At 75.6% G+C, this 16,575-nt stretch carries 13 protein-coding genes; 6 read left to right on the plus strand and 7 right to left on the minus strand.

From position 1 onward, the window contains the following. Window positions 1–84: 84 nt before the first annotated feature. From U5M74_RS08475 to U5M74_RS08490, 4 genes are all read right to left on the minus strand, one after another. Entirely contained in the window at window positions 85–1,017 is a 933-nt protein-coding gene (locus U5M74_RS08475) for a carbohydrate ABC transporter permease (protein ID WP_410908029.1), read from the minus strand. A gap of 1 nt (window position 1,018) precedes the next feature. Beyond that, on the minus strand, window positions 1,019–1,978 hold the full coding sequence (locus U5M74_RS08480) for a carbohydrate ABC transporter permease (RefSeq protein ID WP_410908031.1): 960 nt from the start codon (window positions 1,976–1,978) through the stop codon (window positions 1,019–1,021). After that, entirely contained in the window at window positions 1,975–3,288 is a 1,314-nt protein-coding gene (locus U5M74_RS08485) for an ABC transporter substrate-binding protein (protein ID WP_410908033.1), read from the minus strand. Before U5M74_RS08485 ends, U5M74_RS08480 begins: the two co-directional genes overlap by 4 nt. Before the next feature lie 122 nt (window positions 3,289–3,410). After that, entirely contained in the window at window positions 3,411–5,345 is a 1,935-nt protein-coding gene (locus U5M74_RS08490; RefSeq protein WP_410908035.1) for a glycoside hydrolase family 127 protein, read from the minus strand. A 174-nt stretch (window positions 5,346–5,519) separates the two neighbouring features. On the opposite strand from U5M74_RS08490, the gene U5M74_RS08495 reads away from it, so the two are divergent. Next, window positions 5,520–6,542: a LacI family DNA-binding transcriptional regulator gene (locus tag U5M74_RS08495; protein ID WP_410908037.1), complete on the plus strand. Its 1,023-nt coding sequence runs from the start codon at window positions 5,520–5,522 to the stop codon at window positions 6,540–6,542. A gap of 92 nt (window positions 6,543–6,634) precedes the next feature. Here the strand turns inward: U5M74_RS08495 and U5M74_RS08500 are convergent, their stop codons facing one another. Then, window positions 6,635–7,939 (minus strand): MFS transporter, encoded by a 1,305-nt coding sequence (locus U5M74_RS08500; RefSeq protein WP_410908039.1) that lies wholly within the window; start codon window positions 7,937–7,939, stop codon window positions 6,635–6,637. A gap of 212 nt (window positions 7,940–8,151) precedes the next feature. Between U5M74_RS08500 and U5M74_RS08505 the strand changes: the two genes are divergently transcribed. After that, window positions 8,152–8,517 carry a hypothetical protein gene (locus U5M74_RS08505; RefSeq protein ID WP_410908041.1) on the plus strand — a complete coding sequence of 122 codons (366 nt, stop codon included), beginning with the start codon at window positions 8,152–8,154 and terminating at the stop codon, window positions 8,515–8,517. A gap of 36 nt (window positions 8,518–8,553) precedes the next feature. Here U5M74_RS08505 and U5M74_RS08510 read toward each other — a convergent pair whose 3' ends face one another. Together U5M74_RS08510 and U5M74_RS08515 are read right to left on the minus strand one after the other, a co-directional pair. Continuing rightward, a complete protein-coding gene (locus U5M74_RS08510; RefSeq protein WP_410908043.1) occupies window positions 8,554–10,824 on the minus strand; it encodes an acyl-CoA dehydrogenase in 2,271 nt (756 codons plus the stop codon). A gap of 49 nt (window positions 10,825–10,873) precedes the next feature. Beyond that, window positions 10,874–11,635 carry a TetR family transcriptional regulator gene (locus U5M74_RS08515; RefSeq protein ID WP_410908045.1) on the minus strand — a complete coding sequence of 254 codons (762 nt, stop codon included), beginning with the start codon at window positions 11,633–11,635 and terminating at the stop codon, window positions 10,874–10,876. Window positions 11,636–11,735: 100 nt separating this feature from the next. Here U5M74_RS08515 and U5M74_RS08520 point away from each other — a divergent pair, with 100 nt between their 5' ends. The 4 genes from U5M74_RS08520 to U5M74_RS08535 all read left to right on the plus strand — a co-directional run bounded on the left by U5M74_RS08520 (window position 11,736) and on the right by U5M74_RS08535 (window position 16,573). After that, on the plus strand, window positions 11,736–13,121 hold the full coding sequence (locus U5M74_RS08520) for an acetyl-CoA C-acetyltransferase (RefSeq protein ID WP_410908047.1): 1,386 nt from the start codon (window positions 11,736–11,738) through the stop codon (window positions 13,119–13,121). 28 nt (window positions 13,122–13,149) lie between these two features. After that, on the plus strand, window positions 13,150–14,517 hold the full coding sequence (locus U5M74_RS08525; RefSeq protein WP_410908049.1) for a 3-oxoacyl-ACP reductase: 1,368 nt from the start codon (window positions 13,150–13,152) through the stop codon (window positions 14,515–14,517). Further along, entirely contained in the window at window positions 14,514–15,608 is a 1,095-nt protein-coding gene (locus U5M74_RS08530; protein WP_410908051.1) for a MaoC/PaaZ C-terminal domain-containing protein, read from the plus strand. The genes U5M74_RS08525 and U5M74_RS08530 overlap by 4 nt, the downstream gene beginning before the upstream one ends. Window positions 15,609–15,679: 71 nt before the next feature. Further along, window positions 15,680–16,573, plus strand: a complete 894-nt coding sequence (locus U5M74_RS08535; protein WP_410908053.1) for an LLM class flavin-dependent oxidoreductase — start codon at window positions 15,680–15,682, stop codon at window positions 16,571–16,573. Window positions 16,574–16,575: the final 2 nt, after the last annotated feature.

Consider the following 16,575-nt stretch of genomic DNA (forward strand, 5'->3'; position numbering starts at 1 on the left):
AGTCTACCGGCGGGCGCACGCGCTCCGGCCCGCACCGGGGGGCGGGCGCCGCCGCCCGCCCCCCGGCGCCACCTCCCGGTGCGCTCAGCCCTTGACCGAGCCGGACGCGAGCCCGGCGACGTAGTACCGCTGCAGCGCCACGTACAGCACCACGCACGGGACCATCGCCACCACGGACCCGGCGGCCAGCAGGCCGAAGTCGACCTGGCCGTAGGCGCCCTGCTGGAGGTTCACCAGCGAGACCGGCAGCGTGTACAGGGCCGAGTCGGTGAGGAACGTCAGCGCACCGAGGAACTCCGTCCACGAGGCCAGGAAGGCGTACAGCGCCGCCGTCGCGGCGCCCGGCACCACCAGCGGACGCAGCACGGACACGAGCAGGCGCAGCGTGCCCGCCCCGTCCACGTGCGCGGAGTCCTCGATCTCCCCCGGTACCGCCTCGAACGCGTTGCGCATCACGAAGATGCCGAACGGCAGGTTCATCGTGGTGTAGAAGAGCACGAGCCCCAGGAGGCTGTCGGTCAGGCCCATGGCGTTCATCTGCAGGTACAGCGGCGTGAGGATCGCCTGGAACGGCACCATGAGCGTCACCAGGACCAGGCCGAACAGCGCCGAGCGCCCGCGGAAGCCGAACTTGGCGAACCCGTAGCCCGCCAGGGTGGCGAGCACGGCCGTGAGCAGCGCCGTCGCGACCGAGACGACCGCCGAGTTGACGATGCCGCGCCAGATCTCCGGCTGGTCGAGGATCGCCCGGAAGTTCACCGCGGACAGGTCGAGGAACCGGTCGTCGGGCGCCGCGACCACGACGTCGCCCGGCTGGCCGGCGCGCACGAACGCCAGCAGCAGGGGCACGAGGAACACCAGGGCGGCGAGCGTGCCGCCCACGACGTAGAGAGTCCGCCGGACACGGGTGTCCCGCTCGGGACCGGACGCGCCGTCCTGGCCGGTGCGTCCGCGCGCGGACGGCCGTGCCGACGCCGCGCCGGCCGCGCGCCGGGCGGCGGGGGCGATCGTGGCCATGTCAGCTCCTCTCCCGCAGCAGCCAGAACTGCGCAGCGGTGACCAGTCCGGTGATGACGACCAGGACCAGCGACATCGCCGTCGCGGCCCCCAGCTGGAGCTGCACGAACGCCCGCCGGTAGATCGCGAGCACCACCGTGGTGGTGTCCGAGCCGGGGCCGCCCTGGGTCAGGATGTAGAACTGCGTGAACGCGAGGAACGACCCGATGACCGACAGGATCACGGTCATGGCGATCGTGCGCCGCAGCATGGGGACGGTGATCGACCGTTCCCGGACCCACCAGGACGCGCCGTCGAGCTCGGCCGACTCGTAGACCTCGCGGGGGATGCCCTGCATCCCGGACATCAGCAGCACCATGGTCAGGCCGGAGACGCCCCAGATCACCATGACGCACAGCAGCCCGGTGGCCAGCGGGCCGTCGACCAGCCAGGCGGTGGTGCCGTCGGTGATCCCCAGGGCGCGCAGGACGACGTTCACCATGCCGCTGTTGGGCTGGGCCTCCAGGAGCATGAGGAAGCTGAGCGTGGTCAGCCCGATCACGTAGGGGACGAAGAAGACCGTCCGCAGCAGCGTGGCGCCGCGACGGTTGGCGCGCACCACGACCGCGAGCACGTAGCCCACGAGCAGGATCGGGCCGGTGACGATCGCGGTGTAGAGCAGCGTGTAGCCGACCGCGCGCCAGAAGGACGGGTCGGTGAGCACCGCCGCGTAGTTCTCGAGCCCGATGAACCGGAACGAGCCGATGAGCGGGAAGTTCGTCAGCGAGATGACCACGGCCGCCACGAGCGGCACGAGGACGAAGACGACGACGAACGCCACCGCGGGCGCCACCAGCAGGATGCCGGTGCGGTCGGGGTGGGTGAGCGTGCCGCGGCGGCGCGCCGGACGGCGGCGCTCGTCCCGGGCGGCGCGCGCGGCCGGCGGCGTGACGCCGGCGCGGGGGACCGCGGGCGCGCTCATGCCTGGGCCTGCCGCAGGATCCGGTCGTACGTAGACTGTGCCTCCGCCATGGCGGCATCGACCTCCCCGTCGAAGACGGCGCGGCGGAACATGCGCAGCCACGGCCCGTCCTGCTGGTTGTAGATGAGGTTGTACGCGAGCGTGGTCGGCGCGTAGCCGGACTCGAGCGTCTCGAGCGGCGGCACCACGAGCGGGTACCGCTGGGCGAACTCGGGGGTCGCCACGTCCGAGCGGATCGGCGAGTAGTAGCCCTCGGGCATCCGTGCCTGCTGCTCCCGGGCGACGGCGAAGCGGATGAGCTCGGCGGCGGCCTCGGGGTTCCTGCCGCCCACCGGCATGCACAGGTTGTCGCCGCCGTCGAAGAAGCTGCGCCCGCCGTCGGGCCCGGGCAGCAGCACCACCCGGGTGCGCTCGAGCAGCTCGGGCGACGCGTTCGGCGCCACGACGCCGTACCCGGCGGGGAACATCCCCAGCCGGCCGGCGACGTAGTCGGCCGACCACCGCGACGCGTCGTCGGCGAAGCTGCCCGGCGGCACCAGGCCCTCCGCCCAGAAGGTGCGCAGCAGGTCGAGCGTGCGGCGCACCGCGTCGTTGCCCTCGACGTGGCCGCGCTGGTCGCCGACCTCGCCGGCGATGAGGTCCGTGCCGGTGGCCCACACGTGCGGCTGCACGGTGAAGCCCAGCGCGCCCGACGCGTTGCCCGGGTACGACCAGCCGTACACGTCGTCGGCCAGCGCGGAGATCGCGCGGGCCGCCTCGAGGATCCCGTCGAAGGAACCGGTGTGCTCGTCCACGTCGAGGCCGGCGCGGTCGAACAGCTCCGTGTTGCAGAACAGCACGGAGAAGTCACCGAGGAACGGGATCCCGTAGTGGCGCCCGTCCTTGGTCGCCAGGGCCAGGTGGCCCGGGCTGAGCGCGTCGCCGAGCGCGAGCTCCTCGACGAGCGGGGTGAGGTCCGTGAACGCGTCGCGGAACGCGAACTGGGTCGAGTAGATGTCGTCGATGTCGATGACGTCGGGCACCCGCCCGCCGCGGATCGCCGTGGCGACCTTGGTGACGTACTGGCCGTTCTGGATGGGGGTGAGCCGCACCCGGATCCGGTCCTGCGCCGCGTGGAACGCGTCCACCACGGCCTGCACGCCGTTGACGGTGTCCGAGCGGCACCACAGGTCGACCGTCCCGCGCGCCCCGTCGCCGAACCCCGGCGCGCCGACGTCCACGACCGGGACGTCGCGCGCGCAGCCGGCGAGCGCCGCCGCCGTGCCACCCGCCCCGAGCAGCGCGAGCAGCTGGCGTCTGGTGAGCTCCATCGCTCTCCTCCTTCGCGCCCGTGCGGGCGCTCGAGCCTCCGGCGCCCCCGCGGGCGCTCGACTCCGCCACGGCGTCGGTGCCGCGGCGTGCGGCGGGGCGCCCGCGGGCGCCCCGCCGTGGTTCACACGACCGGCACCCAGACCCGCATGGCCTGCGGCCCGCGGTTGGCCCACAGGTGGTACGGGATCGCCCGGAGGGTGACCGGGCGGGACGCGGCCGGCGCGGTGCCGGCCGGCCGGTACGGCCCGGCGCCGGCCGGGACGGCGGGCCGCTCGGCGACCGCCCCCTGCGCCGTCACCACGACGACGCCGCCCAGCAGGTCCGGCCGCTCCTCCTCGCCGAGGGCCGCCGCGGGGTCGATGCGCACGTCGTCGAGGACGGCGCCCGTCTCCTGGTCGCCCTGCTCGAGGGCGTACACGAGCGGCCCCCGCTCGATCGCGACGCAGCCACGCACCGCGTCCACGCGCGGGTCCGCCGTCGTCAGCCGCGGGGCCACGGGCAGCTCGAGGACGACGACGTCCCCGGCCACGAGAGCCCGGTCCACCGTCGCGTAGGCGCCCGGCGCCACGGAGGCGCCGTCGAGCGTCGCGCCGTCGGCCCACGCCGGGACGCGCAGCGCCAGGCGGGCGCCGGCCGGCGCCTCCTCGACGTGCACGACGACGCGGCCCGCGTGCGGGTAGCGGGTCTCGACCCGCAGCCGCAGCGTGCCGCCGTCGAGCGCCACCGCGAGCGTCCCCGGCGCGTACTGGTGCAGCTGCACCGCGTCGCCGGTGGTGGTGGCGAGGTAGCCCTCGAGGCTGGAGAGGGTGCGCATGACGTTGGGCGGGCAGCAGGCGCAGCCGAACCAGGGCAGCCGGCCGCTGGCGGGGGTGCGCTCCTCGTCGGCGTGGGCGTCGGCGCGCACCTGCAGCGGGTTGACGTAGAAGTACTCGGTCCCGGCCAGGGACAGCCCGGCGAGGAAGCCGTTGAGCAGCATGCGCTCGATCTGGTCGGCGTAGCGGGCGTCGCCCGTGGCCAGCAGCAGGCGCCACGCCCACTGGACACCGCCGATCGCGGCGCACGTCTCGGCGTAGGCGCGGTCGGCGGGCAGCTCGTACGGGTCGCCGAACGCCTCGCCCTCCCACCGGGAGCCCAGCCCGCCGGTGATGTACTGCTTGGCGTCGACCATCGCGGCGTACTGGCGCTCCAGCGCGGCGAGCAGCTCGGTGTCGCCGGTCTCGACGGCGACGTCGGTCGCGCCGGCGCCGAGGTAGACGGCGCGGACGGCATGGCCCTCGACGGTGGTGGCCTCGCGGACGCGCACGCGGTCGGAGAAGTAGGTCGGCGCCTTGCCGTGGCCCGCGATGATGCCGGTGCCGCGGGCCTCCACGAACCAGCGGGCGAGCTCGAGGTAGGCGGCCGTCCCGGTCTCCCGGTACAGCTCGACGAGGCCCATCTCGACCACGGGGTGGCCGTCCACCTCGCGCAGCTGCCCCTCGGCGTCGCCGAACGTGGCGACGAGATGGTCGGCGAGCCGGACGGCCACGTCGAGCAGCTCCCGCCGCCCGGTGGCCCGCGACTGCGCCACGGCCGCCTGGAACAGGTGCCCCGCACAGTACAGCTCGTGGCTCCACGGGAGGTCGGTGTACCGCTCCAGGCCGCGCAGCTGCGGCACGGAGTCGAGGTAGCCGTCCGGCGCCTGCGCCGCGGCCACCGCACGGGTCACCCGGAGCACGTCCTCGAGCAGCCTCGCGTCGGCCTCGCGCCCGTACTCCCACGCGGCGGCCTCGAGCCACTTGTGCACGTCGGAGTCGGCGAAGACCGGGCCGAGCGCCTCGCCCGCGGCCTGCCCGGCGGCGATCTCGAGGTTGCGCAGGTTGCCCGCCTCGTGCAGCCGGTCGAGGCCGGACGGCACCGAGGCCTCGCGGTTCGCGCGGAGCCGGTGCCCCCACAGCCCGCCGTCGATCGACGCCGCACCGGGCGGCAGCGGCCGCAGGGCCGCGATGGCGGAGCTGGTGGGTGCGACGGGGCCGCGTCCCGTGGTCTGGCCGGCGGGCCGCTGCGTCGTCGTCGTCATGCACCTCTCCTTTGAGGACGGGATCGCGATCCGGAAGCTAGGAATCCGATTTCCGACTACGGTAGGGACGCGCCGCACCACCGTCAACACCCAGTATCGGATGCGCGGCTAGGATCGAGGGATGCGTTCCCCGGGGCCCGCCGCGGAACGGCCGGAAAACCGAGGGAGGCGACCATGGCGGAGGCATCCGGCGTCGTCCGGATCACGGACGTGGCCGCGCTCGCCGGCGTGTCCCCGAGCACCGTGTCCAAGGCGCTCAACGACACGGGCTCGCTGCGCCCGGCCACGCGGGCGCGGGTGCGCGAGGCGGCCGAACGGCTCGGGTTCGTCCCCGACGCGACGGCACGCTCCCTGTCGGCGCGCCGCAGCTTCACGGTGGGGCTGCTCAGCACGGACTCCGCCGGCCGCTTCTCGCTACCCGTGGTGCTCGGCGCGGAGAACGCCCTGGTGGGCGGGCAGATCTCGGCGCTCCTCGCGACCGCCAGGCACGACCCGGTGCGCGAGCAGCACCACGTGCGCAGCCTCGTCGCCCGGCGCGTCGACGGCATCATCGTCACCGGCCGCACCGTGGACCCGCGCCCGCCGATCCACGTGCCGATGCCGGTCGTCTACGCGTTCGCCCCCTCGCAGGACCCTGACGACGCGTCGGTCGTGCCCGACGACACCGCGGGCATGCGCGCCGTCGCCGCCCACCTGCTGTCGCTCGGCCGCCGGCGGGTCGCCTACGTGGGAGGCCGGGGCGACCAGCTGGCCTCGACCCTGCGCCACGACGCCCTGGTCGACGCGCTGGCCGAGCACGGCCTGCAGCGCGCCGGCGAGCCCTTGTACGGCGAGTGGTCCGAGCGCTGGGGCCGGCTGGCGGTCGACCTGCTGCTCGGTGACCACCGTGCCGGCGAGCCGCTCCCGTTCGACGCCGTCGCCTTCGCGTCCGACCAGCTCGCCCGCGGCGGCTGCGACCGGCTGCGCGACCGCGGGATCCGGGTCCCGCAGGACGTCGCCGTCACCGGGTACGACGACTGGGACGTCATGACCATGGCCAGCCGGCCACCGCTGACCACGGTCGACCCGCAGCTGGAGCGCCTCGGCCAGCGCGCCGCGGAGCTGCTCCTCGCGGCCATCGACGGCCGCCCGTCGCACGGTGTCGAGCCGTCCCCGCCACGCCTCGTCGTGCGGGCGTCCACGATGGGCGACGGCTGACCGGTGACCGCCGGGACCGGGGCCGGGCCCCGGCCGCCGTGCTCAGACGTGCTCCGACGTGCTCAGACGTGCTCAGACGTGCTCAGACGTGCTCAGACGTGCCGCAGCTCGACGCCCTTGCGCTCCGGCATGAACCACACCGCCACGGCGGCCGCGAGGCACACGAGCACGAAGTAGAGGGTGAACACCCACTGCAGGCCGAGCCCGAACAGCCACTGGTTGAGGTACAGCGCGGTGCCGCCGAAGATCGCGACGCTGAGGGAGTTCGCGATGCCGATCGTGCGGGCCCGGTAGCGTGTCGGCAGCTGCTCCGCCAGGAGCGCCGAGTACATCGAGTTGCCGCACGCGACGAAGCACAGCGCGACGGTCTGCGCGACCAGCAGCGTCCACGGGGCGTCGCTGATCATCCCCATGAGCGGGAAGCTCAGCACCACGAACCCGAGCGCGAACACCAGGGTCACCGGGCGGCGGCCGACGCGGTCGCTCACGAGGCCCGCCACCGGCATGAGGCACACGCACACGGCCTGCGCCACGAGGCTGGAGGCGAACGCGGCGGACGCGTCCATGCCGTGCTGGGTGGTGGCCAGCGTCGAGGCGGACGTGAGCCAGGTGTAGAAGACGATCGTGATGGCCGCGACGAACCAGAAGATGCGGAAGCCGGACCAGAAGACGGCGCGGCGCACGCGCGGGTCCGCCGGCGCGCCGAGGTCCTCGTGCGCCAGCTCCTCCGTGACCGCCTCCGACTCCATCATGCGGCGGCGCATGACCAGCACGGCCACGCTGAGCAGCGAGCCGACCGCGAACGGGACGCGCCAGCCCCACGCCGCCATGGCGTCGTCCGGCAGCAGGCCGGTCAGGGCCCAGCCGAGCGCGGAGGCGAGCATCGAGCCGACCAGGACGCCGGTGGACAGCGTGGAGGAGAAGAAGCCGCGCCGCGGCGCGGGGGCGATCTCGGCGATGTACGCGTAGCCGGCGGTGGACTCGGCGCCGTGCGCCATCCCCTGCACGAGCCGCGCGAGGAGCAGCAGCACCGACGCGCCCACGCCGGCGACGGCGAAGGCGGGCGTCACGGCGATGAGCAGCGACGCCGCCGACATCGTCAGCATGGTCGCCATCATCACCGTGCGCCGCCCGTACCGGTCGGCCAGGTAGCCGGCGAGCATGCCGCCCACCGGCCGGAACACGAAGCCGACGCCGAAGATGGCCAGCACCTGCAGCAGCGACGAGGCGGGGTCGCCGGGGTCGAACAGCGCGGCGGTGAGGAACGGCGTGAAGACGACGTAGATGTTCCAGTCGAACCACTCCAGGCCGTTGCCGACGGCGGAGGCGATCATCGAGCGGCGGCGGGCGGCGTCGATGCGGACCGGCCGGGCGGCCGAGGTGCTCTGGGAGCTCACCGCGGGAGCGTAGGCACAGCGCCGCCGCGCGGGCCGTGACGCCGGCCACTGCCCCGGTGTGACGGCCGCCGCGCCGCCCGCTGGCGAGACGCCCGGCGGCGGCGTCCCATGGTGCTGAGGCCGCAGAGCGCCAGGCCCGACGACGACGCCGGCACACCGGGGCGCGCGCGACCACGATGCCGCATGGCACCGCGTGCGGGAGGGGACGTGGGATGACGCGCGCACTCGTCGCGGGGACCGCCGTGCTGCTGGACGGCGTCGTGCTCGGCACCGCCGCCGCCCTCGGCCACACCGCGGTCGCGGCCGGCGCCGCCGTGGTCGCCGTCGTCCTGGCCGTCGTCCTGGCGCTGACCACGCCGGTCGACGAGCGGGGCGCGACCCGGACGGTGACCCTGTCCGGGCCCGCACCGGCGGGGGCGGCGACGGCGGACGACGAGGCCGAGAGCGGGGCCGAGAGCGAGGCCGAGAGCGATGTCGAGAGCGATGTCGGGGCCGAGGCAGCCGCCCCGGGGCCGGAGCAGCCGGCACCGCCGCAGCAGGCGGCGGCCGGCGACGTCGGGTCGCCGGCCGCCGCCTGAACCGGGTCGGCGCCGGTCAGCGCCGTTCAGCGCCGGTCAGCGCCGGGCGGCCTTCTCCTGCTTGCGCAGCGCCTTCTCGCTGACGGGGGCCGTGCCCTCGGCGCGCCGGCGGGCGTAGTAGGCGCGCGCCTCGTCCTGCCGCTGCTTCTCCGCCCCGCTGGCGATGTGCGCGCGCAGGTGGTCAGGCCCGTAGCCCCAGGCGTCGACGAGGTCGAGCACGTGCGGGCGCAGGCGCACCAGCAGCTCCTCGAGCGCCGGGGCGACGGCGCGGCCGCGCTGGCCGGACAGGCGCCCGTGCAGCAGGAACCAGGCGAGGTCGCGCTCGACGACCGTGAGGGCGTAGACGTCGCGCAGCCAGGTGAGCACCCGGCGCGTGCCGGCGTCCTCGACCTTCTCGAGCGCCGTGGTGAAGGCCTCCCAGCGCACGAGCTCGGCGTGGGAGCGGGCGGCGTCCACGAGCGCCACCTGGTTGTCGTCGAAGAGGCGCTGGGCCGTGACCGGGTCCGCCTTCTGCGCCGGGCGCAGCGCGAGCGCCACCTCCTCCACCTTGGTGGCGACGCGGTCGGCGAGCAGCTCGCGCTGCGTCGCGGCGTCGAGCAGCCCGCGGCCGCCGGCGACGTCCTCGACGACCTGCACCGCGCGCGCGAGCGGGGTGCGGTGCAGCGCCCGGTCGACCGCCTGGTCGACGACGAACCGCGCCATGCCGGGACCGCTCCGCACCTGCCGGCCGAGCTGGCGGGCGTAGTCGCCCACCAGCCGCTTGGCCACGAGCTGCAGGAGCACCGTGTTGTCGCCCTCGAACGTGGCGTACACGTCCATGTCGTGCCGCAGGCTCGTGATGCGGTTCTCCGTGAGGAACCCGGCGCCGCCGCAGGCCTCGCGGCACTCCTGCAGGGTCTTCAGGGCGAAGTCCGTGGAGGTCGCCTTGAGCGCGGCCGCCATGGTCTCGAGGTCCTCGCGGTTCTCGGGGGTGTCGCCCGCGCCGGAGAACACCTCGTCGAACAGGTCGAGCAGCCGGTCGTGCGCGAAGTGGATCGCGTAGGTCTCGGCGATGCGGGGGAAGAGCCGGCGGCGGTGCGTGGCGTAGTCGAGCAGCACCACCTCGTCGACGGGCGAGGCGCCGGTGAACTGGCGGCGCTCGGCGCCGTAGCGCACGGCGATCGCGAGGCCGACCTTCGCGGCCACCGACGCCGAGCCGTCGAGCGAGACGCGCCCCTGGACCAGTGACCCGAGCATCGTGAAGAAGCGGCGGCCGGGGCTGTCGATCGGCGAGGTGTAGCTGCCGTCCTCGGCCACCCGGCCGTACCGGGCCAGCAGGTTCTCCCGCGGCACGCGGACCTCGGTGAAGTGCAGCCGGCCGTTGTCGACGCCCCGCAGGCCGCCCTTGAGGCCGTCGTCCTCGCCGCCCACGCCGGGCAGGAACTCCATCGTCCCCGGGTCGCGCACGGGCACGTAGAAGCAGTGCACGCCGTGGTTGACGCCGTTCGTGACGAGCTGGGCGAACACGGTCGCGGCCGTGGCGTGCGCGGCGGCGTTGCCGAGGTAGTCCTTCCACGCCGCGCGGAACGGCGTGTGGATCACGAACTCCTGGGTCTGCGGGTCGTAGGTGGCCGTGGTGCCGATCGCGGCGACGTCGGAGCCGTGCCCGGTCTCCGTCATCGCGAACGCCCCGGGTACCGACATGTCCATCGCCCCGGGGAGCCAGCGGTCCTGCTGCTCGGGCGTGCCCAGGTGCAGGATCGCCGCGGCGAACAGGCCCCACTGCACGCCCGCCTTGATCTGCAGCGACGGGTCGGCGAGGGCGAGCTCCTCGAACCCCGCAAGGTTCGCGCCCGGTGCGTCGCCGCCCCCGAGGCGCTCGGGGAACGCCAGCCAGACCTGCTTGGCCTCCTCCTGTGCCAGGCGCCGCAGCTGCTCGAGCACCCGCTCGCGGTGCTCGGCCATCGACAGCGACTCGTCCTTCCAGAAGTCCGGGTCGGTGGCGCGGTCGCGGGCGGCCTGGCGCCACTGCGGCCAGCGGCCGAGCAGCAGGTGCTCCAGCGCGGGGACGTCGACGCGGGGGTCGTCGGCGGCGGGCCGCCCGACGGGGAGGCGCCGGGCCGGCGCCGCGGGCGCCGGCGGCTCGCCCGGGGCGGCCGCCGCGGCGGCGGCCTCGTGGACGAAGGCGGGTCCGGTGAGCCGGTCGGTCTCGGCGGGCTCGGGCTCCACGCCGGCCGCCGAGCCGGCCGCCGGGCCGGTCGTCGCCTCGGTCGCGTCCGTGGGGTCGGTGGTCGGCTCGGGTGCGGTGCGGTCGGAGGTCGTCGTCATCGGTGGTTCTCCGTGCTTCCGTGGGAAGGGCCGGCGTCCGTGCCGGCGGTCAGGGGGTCGGCGCCGGGGGCCGGGGCGCGGTGGCTGGCTCGGTGGCTGGCTCGGTGGCCGGCTCGGTGGCGGGCGCGGCGCCGTGCAGGGTGTCGTGCAGGACGCCGACGGGGCCGTGCCACAGCCACCGCGTGACCTGCTCGGTGAGCTCCTCGCGCTCGGGGCGCTCGTCGGGGTGGCTGAGCCACCACTCCCCCGCGCCGCGCACGAAGCCGACGGCGCCCGCGGCCCACGCGGCGGCGACGCCCGGCGGCACGTCGGCCACCTGCGCGAACGGGCGCGCGACGAGCTCGATGACCGAGTCGAGGTAGGCGCTCAGCGGGGCGTCGGCCGTGCCGACGACGCCCGGCCGGCGGTCGGCGGGCTCGGCCGGCACCGCGGAGTCCGCGGGCTCGACGCCGGCGATCGACGTGCGGGTCACGAACCAGTAGACGTGCGGCGAGTGCTCGATCATCTCGAGGTACACCCGCACCATGGCCCGCAGGGCCGCGAGCGGGGTCGGGGCCGCCTCCGCCGCCTGGCGCAGCGCGTCGTGCATGTCGGCGACGACGGCGGAGGAGACGGCGAGCCGCAGCCCCGCCTTGTCCTCGAAGTAGCGGTAGACGATCGACTTCGACGTACCGGCCTCGGTGGCGATCTCGTCCATGGAGACGCCGGGACCGTGCCGGTGCACCGCCTTGCGCGCGGCGTTCACCAGCTGGGTGCGCCGCGCCGCGCGATGATCGTCCCAACGGGTCGAGCGCCCGTCCACCGCCGTCATCGACCGCCTCCTGTGACCCGACTCACGAGACCGAGAGTATCAGGTACTGTGAGTCCTACGTCACGAGCAGCACCCACCCCCTGAGCGAAGGAACGACGAAGTGGCCACACGCTCCACCGCCGCCGCGACCGCCTCCGGCAAGGCCCGGTCCCCGAAGCGCGCGGACGACGCGCCCGCCCTGCGCGACGCCGTCGTCGTCGGCGGCAACCGCATCCCGTTCTCGCGCGCCGGCAAGAAGTACGCCGACGCCTCCAACCAGGAGATGTTCACCGCCGCCCTCGAGGGCCTCGTGGCCCGCTTCGGGCTGCAGGGCGAGCGCCTGGGCGAGGTGGTCGGCGGCGCCGTCCTCAAGCACTCGCGCGACTTCAACCTCGTCCGCGAGTGCGTGCTCGGCTCCTCCCTGTCGCCCCAGACCCCCGCCTACGACCTGCAGCAGGCGTGCGCCACCGGCCTGGAGGCGGCCATCGCGGTCGCCAACAAGATCCGCCTGGGCCAGATCGAGTCCGGCGTCGCCGGCGGCACCGACACCGTCTCGGACGCGCCGATCGCCGTGAGCGAGGGCCTGCGCCGCGCCCTGCTGGCCGCCTCGCACGCCAAGACGCTGCAGCAGCGGCTGAAGGCGCTGGCCAGGATCCGCCCGGCCGACCTCAAGCCGCTCACCCCGGCCACCGACGAGCCGCGCACCGGCCTGTCCATGGGCGAGCACCAGGCCGTCACCACCGCCCGCTGGGGCATCACGCGCGAGGCCCAGGACGAGGTCGCGCTCGCCAGCCACCGCAACCTCGCCCGCGCCTGGGAGTCCGGGTTCTTCGACGACCTCGTGACGCCGTTCCGCGGCCTGACCCGTGACGACAACCTGCGCCCCGACACCTCGGCGGAGAAGCTCGCCGGCCTCAAGCCGGTGTTCGGCAAGAGCCTGGCGACGTCGGACACCCCGGCCGTGCCGACCATGACGGCCGGCAACTCCACGCCGCTGACCGACGGCGCCTCCGCCGTGCTGCTCGCCTCGCGGCAGTGGGCCGAGGAGCACGACCTGCCCGTGCTGGCCCGGTTCGTCGACGCCGAGACGGCCGCCGTCGACTTCGTGCACGGCCACGAGGGCCTGCTCATGGCGCCCGTGCACGCGGTGCCGCGCCTGCTCGCCCGCAACGGGCTGACGCTGGAGGACTTCGACTTCCTCGAGATCCACGAGGCCTTCGCCGCGACGGTCCTCACCACGCTGGCCGCGTGGGAGGACGACGAGTACTGCCGCACGGAGCTGGGGCTGCCCGGCGCCCTCGGCAAGGTCGACCGCTCCAAGGTGAACGTCAACGGCTCCTCGCTCGCCGCGGGCCACCCGTTCGCCGCGACGGGCGGGCGCATCCTCGCGACCGCCGCCAAGCTCGTGGCGCAGCGCGCCGCCGAGACCGGGCGCCCCGCGCGGGCGCTGGTGTCGGTGTGCGCCGCCGGCGGCCTCGGCGCGACGGCGATCATCGAGTCCGCCTGACGACCCGGGACCCAGGGAGGGACCACCGATGACCGACTCCTACACCCGGCTCGTCAACACCGGGATCACCAAGACCCTCGCGAAGAAGCTCGGCCTGCCGCGCCCCGCCGTGCTGCGCCGGCACCGCCCCGGCGACCCGCTCACCGTCGGCCCCGTGCTCGTGCTGTCCGACGCCGCGTCGAAGGCCGACGCCGACCGCGTGGCCCAGGCGCTGCTCGCCTGGGAGCTCGACGTGCGCCGCGACCCGGTCGAGCTGCGGGCCGACCCCGGCCGCCTCGGCGCCGTCGTGCTCGTGCTCACCGAGCTGGCCCGGCCGCAGGACGCCTCCGAGGCCGTGCTGGCCGCCGGGTCGGTGCTGCGCAAGCTCGCCCCGCACGGCCGCGTCGTCACGCTCTCGCGCGCCCGCACGGAGCAGGACTCCCCCGAGCTCGCCGCGGCGCGCCAGGGCGTCGACGCCTTCTGCCGCTCGCTGGCCAAGGAGCTGCGGGCCGGCGCCACCGGCAACGGGGTCGTGCTCACCGACGGCGCGGCCGCCGGCTCGACGTCGGCGCTGGCCGCGCTCCGGTTCTTCCTGTCCGCGAGGTCGGCGTACGTGGACGGCCAGCTGCTCGAGGTCGGCCCCACCGACGCCGCCCTGCCGACGTCGTGGGACCGCCCGCTCGAGGGCCAGGTCGCCGCCGTCACGGGCGCCGCCCGCGGCATCGGCGCCGCCATCGCCCGCACGCTCGCGCGCGACGGCGCCACCGTCGTCTGCGTCGACGTGCCGGCCGCCGGCGAGGGCCTGGCGCGCACCGCCAACGCCGTGCGCGGCACCGCGCTGCAGCTCGACGTCACCGCGCCCGACGCCGGGACGCGGCTCCTGGAGCACGCCCGGGCCCGCCACGGGCGCCTGGACGTCGTCGTGCACAACGCCGGCATCACGCGGGACAAGCTGCTGGCCAACATGGACGCCGCCCGGTGGGACTCCGTCGTGGCCGTCAACCTCGCCTCCCAGCTGCGCATCAACGCCCAGCTGCTCGAGGCGGCCGAGCGCGGCGAGGTCTCCGGGCTGCGCGTGGTGTCGCTGGCCTCCACCAGCGGCCTGGCCGGCAACCGCGGGCAGACGAACTACGCGTTCACCAAGGCCGGCGTCGTCGGGCACACCGCGGCCACGGGCCCGCTGCTCGCGCGGCACGGCGGCACCGCCAACGCCGTCGCGCCCGGCTTCATCGAGACCGACATGACGCGGGCGATCCCGTTCGCCACCCGCGAGGCGGCCCGGCGCCTGTCGTCCCTGCTGCAGGGCGGCCAGCCGGTCGACGTCGCCGAGGCGATCGCGTTCCTCGCCTCCCCGGCCGCCGCCGGGGTCAACGGGCAGACGCTTCGCGTGTGCGGCCAGAACATGGTGGGCCGGTGACCGCCGGACCGCTGGCCGTGACCACGGGCGCGGGCGGCGTGCTCGCGGTCGAGACCCTCACGTCCGTGCCCGGCCTGACCGGCCTCTACGCGCGCGGCGCCGCGTCGTCCGGCCGCATCGCCGCCGGGCGCGCGCTGCCGTCCCTGCCGGTCATCGGCGCGGGCGGCGAGGACGCGCTCACGCTGCCGCCCGTCGCCTACCGCGTCGCCGACGTCGACACCGCCGGCATGGCGTCCCATCTGCGCGACTACCAGCGGCTGCTGCACGAGCCGGTGTCGGACCGCCTGCCGTCGGGCTACCTGCACGTGCTGGCGTTCCCGCTGGCCACGGCCGTCATGGTGCGTGCCGACTTCCCGCTGCCGCTGCTGGGCATGGTGCACCTGGCCAACGACGCCGCGCTGGCCCGCCCCCTGCGGCTGGGTGACCGGCTCGAGCTGCGCGCGTGGGCCGAGAACCTGCGCCCGCACCGCCGGGGCGTGCAGGTGGACCTCGTGGCGGAGGTCCGCGAGCACGGCGCCCTGGACGACCCGGTGCCCGCGTGGCGCGGGGTCTCGACGTACCTGGCCCGCGGGTTCGACCCGTCGGAGGTCGAGGGCGCCGACGAGGCCCACGACGACGGCGTGGCCGGCGCCGCGGACGGCGTCACGGACGGCGCCGCGGCCGGGGCGGACGGCGACGGCCGGTCGGCCGCGGACCCGTGGGCCCCGCCGCTGCCCACCGGCCGGTGGGTGCTGCCCGCCGGCACGGGCCGGGCCTACGGCGCGCTGTCGGGAGACCGCAACCCCATCCACATGTCGGCGCTGTCCGCCAAGGCGTTCGGCTTCCCGCGGGCGATCGCGCACGGGATGTACACCGCGGCGCGGGCGCTGGCCGACGTCGGCGTGGCGCGCGGCGACGCCTACCGGTGGACCGTGCAGTTCGCCAAGCCGGTGCTGCTGCCCGGCACGATCGACGTGGCGGTCACGCCCGCCCAGGTCGCGATCGCGTCCGAGGCGGCGCCCGAGGCGCTCGAGCCGGGCGGGTTCGCCTACGTGGGCTGGAACGCGCTGCGCCGGCAGAAGCACTTCGAGGGCACGGTCACGCCGCTCTGAGGCCGGCTGGGCCGGGCCGGCGGACGGCGTGTCGGCCGGCCGGCCCCGCCCGGCGCGGGCAGGGTCGGGACATGAGCGCACCGACGCTGGGGTTCATCGCGCGACCCACGCTGCCGCCCGCGAGGTACGTCCCGCTGGCCCGCGCGGTCGAGGCCGCCGGGATCGACGAGCTGTGGCTGTGGGAGGACTGCTTCAAGGAGACGGCCGTGGCCGGGGCTGCGGCGGTCCTGGGCGCGACGGACCGGCTGCGCGTCGGGCTCGGCGTGCTTCCCGTGCCGCTGCGCAACGTGGCGCTGACGGCGATGGAGATCGCCACGATCGACGGCATGTTCCCGGGCCGGCTCGTGCCCGGCGTCGGGCACGGCGTCCAGGAGTGGATGGGCCGGGCGGGCGCGCGGGCGGCCTCCCCGCTGGCCCTGCTGCGCGAGCACCTCACCGCGCTGCGGGCCCTGCTGGCCGGCGAGCGCGTCACCACGCGCGGGCGGTACGTGACGCTGGACGACGTCGCCCTCGACTGGCCGCCGGCCACCCGCCCGCCCGTGCTGGCGGCGGCGGTCGGCCCCAGGACGCTGCGCCTGGTGGGCGAGCACGCCGACGGGGTGATCCTCACGTCGGCGACCGGGCTGGACGGCCTTCCCGGGGCGCTCGAGCAGGTCGGTGCCGGCCGCCGGGCCGTGGGCCGCGAGGACCCGTTCGCCGTGGTCGCGTTCGTCGCCGTCGCGCGCCGCGTCGAGCACCTCGCGGACACCCGGGCGATGCTCGCCCGCGGGGGCCACGACGTCGCCGACGACGCCGGGCTGGCCCGGCTGGCCGCGTTCGGCGACGCCGAGCAGGTCGCGGCCACCCTGCGGGCGTACGCCGACGCCGGAGCCACCACCGTGGTGGCCGAGCCGGACGCGCACGAGCGCGACCCCGAGGGGCTGGCCGCCTGGTTCGGCCAGGAGGTCGCGCCGCTGCTGCGGTGAGG

The organism is Puerhibacterium sp. TATVAM-FAB25 (genome assembly GCF_046535855.1).
GTDB lineage: Bacteria > Actinomycetota > Actinomycetes > Actinomycetales > Cellulomonadaceae > Puerhibacterium > Puerhibacterium variabilis_A.